8 protein-coding genes are annotated in these 9,059 nt (G+C 46.7%); 3 read left to right on the forward strand and 5 right to left on the reverse strand.

Translation table 11 applies throughout. The features are described 5' to 3' along the window. Positions 1-13: 13 nt before the first annotated feature. Positions 14-997: a M28 family peptidase gene (locus tag ABDW16_RS10475; RefSeq protein WP_343669572.1), complete on the forward strand. Its 984-nt coding sequence runs from the start codon at positions 14-16 to the stop codon at positions 995-997. 215 nt (positions 998-1,212) lie between these two features. On the opposite strand, the gene recA is transcribed toward ABDW16_RS10475, so the two are convergent. The 5 genes from recA to ABDW16_RS10500 form a co-directional block, all read right to left on the reverse strand. Further along, entirely contained in the window at positions 1,213-2,223 is a 1,011-nt protein-coding gene (recA, locus tag ABDW16_RS10480; protein WP_343669573.1) for a recombinase RecA, read from the reverse strand. 235 nt (positions 2,224-2,458) lie between these two features. Then, complete coding sequence (locus tag ABDW16_RS10485) at positions 2,459-3,151, reverse strand: hypothetical protein (RefSeq protein WP_343669574.1); 693 nt, start codon at positions 3,149-3,151, stop codon at positions 2,459-2,461. Positions 3,152-3,189: 38 nt separating this feature from the next. Continuing rightward, on the reverse strand, positions 3,190-4,686 hold the full coding sequence (rpoN, locus tag ABDW16_RS10490; protein ID WP_343669575.1) for an RNA polymerase factor sigma-54: 1,497 nt from the start codon (positions 4,684-4,686) through the stop codon (positions 3,190-3,192). A 49-nt stretch (positions 4,687-4,735) separates the two neighbouring features. Continuing rightward, the gene (locus tag ABDW16_RS10495; RefSeq protein ID WP_343669576.1) at positions 4,736-5,362 is read right to left on the reverse strand and encodes a ribonuclease HII; all 627 of its coding nucleotides are present in this window, start codon (positions 5,360-5,362) and stop codon (positions 4,736-4,738) included. Positions 5,363-5,437: 75 nt separating this feature from the next. Then, entirely contained in the window at positions 5,438-5,869 is a 432-nt protein-coding gene (locus ABDW16_RS10500; protein WP_343669578.1) for a hypothetical protein, read from the reverse strand. 198 nt (positions 5,870-6,067) lie between these two features. Here ABDW16_RS10500 and ABDW16_RS10505 point away from each other — a divergent pair, with 198 nt between their 5' ends. Both ABDW16_RS10505 and ABDW16_RS10510 read left to right on the forward strand, forming a co-directional pair. Next, the gene (locus ABDW16_RS10505) at positions 6,068-8,224 is read left to right on the forward strand and encodes a S46 family peptidase (RefSeq protein WP_343669580.1); all 2,157 of its coding nucleotides are present in this window, start codon (positions 6,068-6,070) and stop codon (positions 8,222-8,224) included. Positions 8,225-8,275: 51 nt separating this feature from the next. Further along, the gene (locus ABDW16_RS10510) at positions 8,276-8,968 is read left to right on the forward strand and encodes a helix-turn-helix domain-containing protein (protein WP_343669582.1); all 693 of its coding nucleotides are present in this window, start codon (positions 8,276-8,278) and stop codon (positions 8,966-8,968) included. Positions 8,969-9,059 lie beyond the last annotated feature (91 nt).

Genomic DNA, 9,059 nt, shown 5'->3' on the forward strand with positions numbered 1-9,059 from the left:
GTTCTTGTTTCATATGCGTAATTTGATTGGCATTTTAACAGGCATGGCCATTTGTGCAGCCGCCTGTCATTCGGGTACTAAACCATCCGATACAACTGAGACTACGACGACCACAAAGCAGGCCAATGTGAATGTTCCTGTATTCAATGCAGATAGCGCGTACGCATATACTGCCAGGCAGGTTGCCTTTGGTCCCCGTATTCCGGCCACACCTGCGCAGACTGCCTGTGCAGACTGGCTGATTGCCCGGTTTAAACCACTGGCAGATACACTGTACATTCAGCGTACCAACGTGACCGTTCCGGGTGGTAAATCAGTTCCCTGTATCAACGTGATTGCAACCTTCAATCCTGACGCTACACAGCGTATCCTGTTGCTCACACACTGGGATACCAGACCACACGCCGACCAGGATGCCTTTGATAAGACCAAACAGTTTGACGGGGCAGACGATGGTGCGAGTGGTGTAGGCGTACTCCTGGAGGTAGCGCGTCAGCTGCATGCACAACATCCTACTGCGGGTATCGATATCCTGCTGGAAGATGTGGAAGACAGCGGTGTGAGTGAAGATGAAAACAGCTACTGCCTGGGTACACAATATTGGGCAAAAAATCCGCACATAAAAGGTTATAAAGCAAACTATGGTATCCTGCTGGATATGGTGGGTGGCCGCGGTTCTCAGTTTTATATGGAAGGCGGTTCACAGCAGTATGCTTATGGCCCGATGAAGGCGTTCTGGGATGTGGCGAACAGCCTGGGATATTCTGATTACTTCCGGTATGAGAACACTGGCGCCACTATTACAGATGACCATGTGTACATCAATACCATGGCCATGATTCCTACATTTGATGTGATTGCAATGCAGCCAAACGGCAACTTCGTTCCTCACTGGCATACCACCAACGACAACATGCAGGTGATTGACAGAAGAACATTGCAGGTAGTAGGCCAAACGCTCCTGGAAGTGATCTACAAACGGCCATTTGAATTTTAAATCTGATCAAATTCTTTTTTATAAACGCTTCTGCCGAAAGGTGGAAGCGTTCTTTTTTTAGGCTACAGGGCAAAGTAGGTTACAGCGCAATTAGGCTACAGGGCAAAAAAAATCCCCGCCTTAAAAAAGGCAGGGACATTACGTTAATACTAACTAACCCAATGCTTACTTCTAATTCTAAGCTTTGATATATCTAAAACTAAAACAACTCTTAATTAAGCCTGTGCAGCTTGTTCTGCCAACTTCGCCTTGATCTTTCCTTCAATTTCAGCAGCTACTTCAGGATTATCGCCCAGCAACGTCTTCACGGCATCGCGGCCCTGGCCCAGCTTGTTTGATTCATAACTGAACCAGCTGCCGCTTTTCTGGATAATGCCATATTCAACACCCATATCGATGATCTCACCCATTTTGGAAATACCATTTCCAAAGATGATATCGAACTCAGCCTGGCGGAAGGGAGGTGCAACCTTATTTTTAACCACTTTTACTTTCACGCGGTTACCTACAGCCTCATCTCCATCCTTAATCTGGCTCATACGGCGAATATCCAGGCGCACGGAGGCATAGAACTTGAGCGCGTTACCACCCGTTGTGGTTTCCGGGTTTCCAAACATCACTCCAATCTTTTCACGCAGCTGGTTAATAAATATGCAGCAGCAATTAGTTTTTGAAATTGTAGCAGTCAGTTTACGCAGCGCCTGAGACATCAAACGTGCCTGTAAACCCATTTTGCTTTCACCCATCTCACCTTCCAGTTCACCCTTTGGTACCAGTGCAGCTACAGAGTCAATTACCACCACGTCTACCGCTCCGGAGAGGATCAGACGGTCAGCAATTTCCAATGCCTGCTCACCATGGTCTGGCTGAGAAATCAGTAGTGCATCGACATCCACGCCCAGACGCTGCGCATAAGAACTGTCAAATGCGTGCTCAGCATCGATGATCGCACAGATACCACCCTTTTTCTGGGCTTCTGCAATCGTATGTATAGCAATTGTTGTTTTACCAGAAGATTCCGGACCATAAATTTCAATGATCCTTCCTTTGGGGAAACCACCAATACCTAACGCAATGTCAAGTCCCAGAGAGCCTGTGGAGATAACTTCCATCGGCTCAGATCCCTTCTCTCCCATCATCATCACAGATCCCTTTCCGAAATCCTTCTCGATCTTGTCCATCGTAAGGCGCAGGGCCTTCAGTTTATCTGCATTCGCTGTAGACATATTAGTAAGTTTTTTACAAATTTAATGGTGTGCTAAGTTATAATATATATTTCTATTTTCCTAAAATTTTTAGCATTTTATTAGCTTTGCTAAATTAGCTAGCAAAATAAAATGAGGGGTTAACTCACAACAGACGCATATGTCAATTATCAAATAACAATACAAAGATGGGAAGCCCTCGCGCACTGAATTTGCGCAGCCAGAAAATATCTGAAAAAAGGGGAAAATTTCTCTCTTATCCTACTATGACATATGCGATCAGCTGTGCCAGTATGCCCACCAGGAAACCAGCGTATATCTCCGCCGGTGCATGGGCATTTAAGATAAGGCGTGCAGTAGCTACTACAGCCGAAAGGAAAAATGCCAGCATCAATACGCCGCTTACATTCAACTGCAGGCTGAACATCACAACCAGGACAAACCCGATTACGCCACCCCAGCCTACCGTATGCATGCTCACTTTCATATACGTATTGAGCACCATGGACATTACCACCGCCAAAAACACGCCTAAAAAGAAGACATTGAAAAACGGCGGTGCTACACCCTGCTTTTTAAAGGCATAAAATGCCCAGAAGTAATAAATAGTACAGGCAATATATGGTATGATACGATCCTTTTGAGAACGCAGGTGCAAACTATCTATAAAGTTCAGTGCCCTGGAAAGCCCGACTGTCAGCGCAGGGAAAAAGATGCTGATCGCGATAACCCTGAAGTACAGGGTATCGTAGGCAAACCGGTAACTGATCTGCTTGAAGGTCACAAAGTACTCGGGCAGTGCATGCACTACCAGCCAGGTTACCAGCAGCGGTATAAACAGGGGATGCAGCAGATAAGAAATAAATAAGGCAATCCCGCGAAGCATGGGACTAAATTCCGACACTTGTTCAGGCCGGTTATCTGTTGCGTGTATAGTTGCTTGTTTCATTTAAATCGTCCGTACATATGGGCTGTACAGCTGCCCTGTTATAACTCCTTCCTCAGCCTTGCTACCGGAATATTCAGCTGCTCACGGTACTTTGCTACTGTACGGCGGGCAATATTATACCCTTTGTCCTGCAGCATCTTCGTCAGGTTTTCGTCGCTCAGCGGTTTCCGCTTATTCTCTCCCTCTATCAGGTCAGACAGTATCTTCTTTACCTCACGGGTAGATACCTCTTCCCCACTATCGGTCGATAATGATTCACTAAAGAAAAATTTCAGTTTGAATGTCCCAAACTCCGTCTGCACATACTTACTGTTTGCCACACGGCTCACAGTAGAGATATCCAGCTGGGTGATGTCCGCAATGTCTTTCAGGATCATCGGGCGCATGGTAGTCTCATCCCCGGTCAGAAAAAACTCCCGCTGGTACCCCATGATAGATTCCATGGTAGACAGCAGGGTATGTTGCCGCTGCTTGATAGCATCAATGAACCACTTGGCCGCATCGATCTTCTGCTTGATGAACAAAACGGCTTCTTTCTGACGTTTGTCTTTTTTATCACCCCGGTCATACTCTTTCAGCATGTCGCGGTAGCCCTCTGAAATACGCAGATCAGGCGCATTCTTTGAATTCAGTGTCAGTTCCAGCTTACCATTGTTGTTCATGATAAAGAAGTCAGGCACCACATAGCTTTCTGCCTTGTTCAGGGTAGCAAAGTTGCCCCCCGGCTTCGGCGTCAGGCGAATGATCTGGCCAATCGCTTCCTTCAGGCCTTCGTCACTCATGTTCAGGCCTTTCTGGATCTTCTCGTAATGCTTCTTGGTAAACTCGTCGAAGTAGTTTTCCAGTATCTGGTAGGCGCCTACCACTCCCTCATCATCCTGGGGCTTGCGTTTCAATTGCAGCAACAGGCATTCTTTCAGGTCAGTAGCACAGATGCCGGGCGGATCGAAATCCTGTATTTTTTTGATCAGGTCCCTGATCTCTTCTTCATCTGTACTTACATTCTGTGAAAAGGAAAGGTCGTCCACAATGGCACTCACTTCCCTGCGCAGGTATCCGTCGTCATCAATACTTCCTATGATCTGCTCCGCAATGGCATTTTTTCTCTCATCCAGCTCCAGCATGCCCAGTTGTTCAAGCAGGTGCTCGTGGAAAGACGTCTCTACCCGCACCGGAATGGTTTTGTTCTCATCCTGGTCGGGGTAGTTATCATCGCGCAGTTTGTAGTCTGCTATATCATCATCTCCTTCGCTTACATACTCAGAAATGTCAATATTATCATACTCGTTCTCACTTCCATCCGGTTCAAACTCGTCATCACCCTCTCCTTCTTCATTACCTGAAAACTCATCCTGCGGATCCTTAAATTCCTCTTCATGTGCCTCTTCCCCATATTCAAGGGCAGGGTTCTCCTCCAGCTCCTCCTTGATTCGTTCTTCAAGTACGGCAGTAGGGACCTGCAACAGTTTCATGAGCTGAATCTGCTGAGGCGACAATTTCTGTAATAGCTTCTGCTGTTGTGTCTGCTTTAACATAGTCTGATCCTATCCAAGGGCAAAAATAATAACAATAGTGTTTACTAATCTAGTCTATGTCCGCTTCCTCTCCAAAGTCCAGCGCAAGCTGTTCATCCGGCAGTAACCGGAAAGACTTTCTGTGAAAGGGTGTCTCTCCATGTTCCCTGATCGCATTCCGGTGTTGAAGGGTAGGATAACCTTTGTTTTCAAACCAGCCAAAATGTGGGAACTGTTCGTGCAGCTTCATCATATATTCATCCCTGTAAGTCTTGGCCAATATAGATGCTGCTGCTATTGAAGCATAAATACCATCTCCTTTGATAATGCAGGCATGGGGCACATTTCCATAGGGTTTGAAACGGTTGCCGTCTACCAGGATGTACCCCGGCTGTTGCTGCAACTTTTCCAATGCTAAGTGCATGGCCCTGAATGAAGCCTGTAATATGTTGATTTTGTCAATCTCCTCATTATCTACGCTTGCCACTGCATAGAAGAGCGCCTTTTCTTCGATTACCCCGCGCAGGTATTCCCTATCGGCAGCTTTCAGCTGCTTGGAATCGTTGAGTAGTTTATGGCGGAATTTTAATGGCAAAATGACTGCCGCCGCAAAAACCGGCCCTGCCAGACACCCTCTGCCGGCTTCGTCACAGCCGGCTTCTAATGCTATTTCTTTCTGATGGTATGAACGTAACAAGGCGTTTCTTTTGATTGTTGCCCGGTAAAGTTAGGGATTTTAGCCTTGTTCCGGTACCCGTCAAAATCTAAATTCTTAATGAAATAACTCTTTGAAATCCTGTTTGAAATTCGTCCATTCCCGGTCGGAGCGCTTTAAGGCGGAATCGATATCGGCACGGGTACTATCCCAGCCGGCAGCAGTACCATTTTTCAGTTCATCCAGTTTTCCGTTGATCTGGTCTCTCAAACGGCCCAGTTTACGACGAGCCTCCCGACTTCTGGCGGATCCATCGCTCTTTAGCTGGTCCATTTTCTTATCTATTTCATCTTTTCTTTCTTCCAGGTCCCCTCTCAGCTTCTGCCGCTCTTCATCCAGGTAGTCTCCCGCATCGCTGGCAGCAGCCTTAACATCCTGTCCAATTTTCTCCACACCTTCTTTCAGCGAGTCCTTCTTTTCTTCCTGCTTCGGCGTCTCGTTACAGGCGAAGAACGCAACGGCAGCTACTAGATACAACAGCTTCTTCATATGTAGGTTTTTTAATGCAGTTTTTGTGCGTGATTGCTATTATCACCTCCCCTTTAACAAATGCCATTCCATAATTATGCCTTTGCGGCCTGCGGCTACAAGGAAAGTAGACAATCAGCCCCCTCCCATCATAATATCAGCGGTCAATAGGCAAAAAATCCCTAGGTTTGACCCTGTTTTCAAAAAAATTCGATCTCAATGAAGAAAAAAGTTCTGCTGCTTTTGCTGTTATTGGCAGTTAAATTTGCCAAAGCAGACGAAGGCATGTGGCTTCCTTATTTATTAGGGCAGCAAGTGTACAATGATATGGTCCAGAAAGGACTGAAACTCACCAAAGAACAGTTATACAGCATCAATAAGGCATCGGTAAAAGATGCAATTATCATCTTCGGCGGCGGCTGTACCGGCGAAATCGTGAGCAATCAGGGCCTCATCTTCACAAACCACCACTGCGGGTACGATGCTATCGCTACCGCCAGCACTGTGGAACACAACTACCTGAAAAACGGGTTCTACGCCCAGACCAAAACCCAGGAAATTCCTGCTGCCGGCCTGACAGTACAATTCCTGGTACGTGTAGATGATGTGACAAAAAAAATGGAAGATGCCCTCCAGGGACTCACTGGCCAGGACAGAATGAAGAAACAGCAGACCGCCATCGGCGAAATTGTGACCGAAGCTACCAACGGTACCGGCTACGAAGCCAAAGTGCTACCCCTCTTCAAAGGCAACCAGTTCCTTCTCTTCGTATACGAACGTTATAAAGATATCCGCCTCGTAGGCGCTCCACCTGAAAGCATCGGAAAATTTGGCGGTGATACCGACAACTGGGAATGGCCACGCCACACCGGCGACTTCTCCGTGTTCCGTGTATATGCCAACAAAGATGGTAAACCTGCCGAATATTCTGCTGACAACGTACCTCTTAAACCTAAATACTTCCTGCCGGTATCCATCAAGGGTATCAAGGAGAATGATTATGCCATGATCTTTGGTTACCCCGGCGGTACCAACAGGTATGAAAGCTCTGAAGGCGTAAAACTAAAAATCGACGTAGAAAATCCTGCTATCGTAAACCTTCGCTCAGTACGCCTGAAATATATGTTTGACCAGATGAAGAAAGATCCTGCTATCAAACTGAAACTGGCGTCTTATTATGCAGGCGTGGCTAACTACTGGAAGTTTTACGACGGTGAAACCAAACAACTTCTCAAATACAAAGTAGAGGAACAAAAACAACAGCAGGAAAGTGCTTTTGTTAAATGGGCACAGGGCAAACCTGAGTTTGAACACATCTTCGCCGATTATACGCAGACTTACAAGGAATGGACCCCATATGCGAAACACCGCATCTACATCAATGAAGGCATCATGGGTTCCCCACTGGCTGCTTTTGCCGCCAGCCTGCAGGCCGTGGAAAAAGCAATGGTACAGCCAGGCACCAGTGCCGATGTAATCGCAAAGAGCATTCAGGCCGCAGACAAAGCACGCACCGCTTTCCTGGAAGAAGAAGATAAAACCAGCGATCAGAGAATACTGGCAGCTACCTGCCGCATGTTCTATACTGACGTTCCGGCAGCACAACATCCCATCGGGTTCTATGATGCAGTGAAGGCAAAATTCGGTAGCCTGGACGAAGACAATACCTACCGCCTCTGGGCAGCAGCATTAATGTCCAGCACCATGATCATGAACGATGCCCGCTGGAAAGCTTTCATTGAACACCCGGATGCAGTGACCCTGCAACAGGACCCCGCTTTCGCATATTCCAGTGCGTTCGTCAGGAACTGGAGCTCCAAATATGTACCACTGTACAACCAGTTTGTAACTAAAATCAATGACCTGGGCAGAGCTTACCTGAAAGGCCTGATGCAGATGGAACCAAACAAGAAATGGTATCCGGATGCAAACTTCTCTATGCGTCTTACCTACGGGCAGGTAAAACCATACACACCACGCGATGCAGTATCTTACGACTACGTATGTACCATGAAAGGGGTGCTGGAAAAATATAAACCAGGAGATTATGAGTTTGACCTGCCTGCGAATTATATAGATCTATACAACAAAAAAGATTTTGGTCAATATAAAGATGCACGCAAGAATGATATCGTAACCTGTTTCATTACTACCAACGATATTACCGGCGGTAACTCCGGCTCCCCCGTACTGAATGGCAATGGTGAACTGATCGGTTTGGCATTTGATGGTAACTATGAGGCACTGAGCCATAAAATTCAGTTTGATCCGGTGTACAACCGTACTATCTGTGTAGATATACGCTACGTACTCTGGTGTATAGACAAGCTGGGCGGCGCACCGAATATAGTAAGTGAGCTGAAGCTCGTTAAATAAATACTTAAAAGCACCTGCCAAAAAGCAGGTGCTTTTTTTTACATTTACCCCGTGTATGCTGAGTATTCTCCCCCCGCTCTCTTAGCGCCTTACGTAGACGCATACTGGATCGTCACTACTTCCGGTCCGGCCATATCCCGCATACTCCCCGATCTCTGTGCAGATTTCATTTTTAACATGGATGATCATAGTGTCAAAGCCGTTGGCACCATGACCACTTACCACGATGCACAGGTACCAGGTGCAACCCGCTTATTGGGTATTCGCTTCAAACCAGCTGGTATGGCTGCCTTTGCCGGTCTGCCTATGCAGTTACTAACAGATCAGCATATACAGGGCGACGACCTGTCGCTCCCTCTAGTCCGTCAATTGCAGGAAGCCGTAGCGCAGGGCCGGAACCAGTTTCAAGCGATCTCCCACTGCCTGCTAAAGGCACTGCCGGATCAACCTGCACGCATGCAGGCAGCTATCAGCGCCATACAGGCCAGCCATGGCAACATTTCTCCGGTTACGCTCGCGGCACAGGTCAATATGAGTCCCCGCAATTTTGAACGTATTTTCCTTCAGCAGGTTGGTACCTCCGCCAAAACCTTTTCACGCATAGTGCGTTGTTTAAGTGCAAAAGATGCGTTGAAAAAACAACCCGCATCTAACCTGCTTTCACTTGCCATTAATTACGGGTATCATGATCATGCCCACTTAACAAAGGAGTTCGTATGTTTGAAAAAGAAAACATGGCTTTGAGATGAGCTGTAACTTTAATTACAAAATCTCTGAGCCATGTTTACAAAAACACTTAAAGTTACCGATTTTACGGGACAAAACATTTATGTGG

It is taken from the genome of Chitinophaga sp., from assembly GCF_039596135.1.
Classification (GTDB): domain Bacteria; phylum Bacteroidota; class Bacteroidia; order Chitinophagales; family Chitinophagaceae; genus Chitinophaga.

Excerpts from the sequence above, each read along its gene's own strand:
- ABDW16_RS10475 (WP_343669572.1), top strand. The coding sequence starts at position 14 with ATGCGTAATTTGATTGGCATTTTAACAGGCATGGCCATTTGTGCAGCC.
- recA (WP_343669573.1), bottom strand. The coding sequence starts at position 2,223 with ATGTCTACAGCGAATGCAGATAAACTGAAGGCCCTGCGCCTTACGATG.
- ABDW16_RS10485 (WP_343669574.1), bottom strand. The coding sequence starts at position 3,151 with ATGAAACAAGCAACTATACACGCAACAGATAACCGGCCTGAACAAGTG.
- rpoN (WP_343669575.1), bottom strand. The coding sequence starts at position 4,686 with ATGTTAAAGCAGACACAACAGCAGAAGCTATTACAGAAATTGTCGCCT.
- ABDW16_RS10500 (WP_343669578.1), bottom strand. The coding sequence starts at position 5,869 with ATGAAGAAGCTGTTGTATCTAGTAGCTGCCGTTGCGTTCTTCGCCTGT.
- ABDW16_RS10505 (WP_343669580.1), top strand. The coding sequence starts at position 6,068 with ATGAAGAAAAAAGTTCTGCTGCTTTTGCTGTTATTGGCAGTTAAATTT.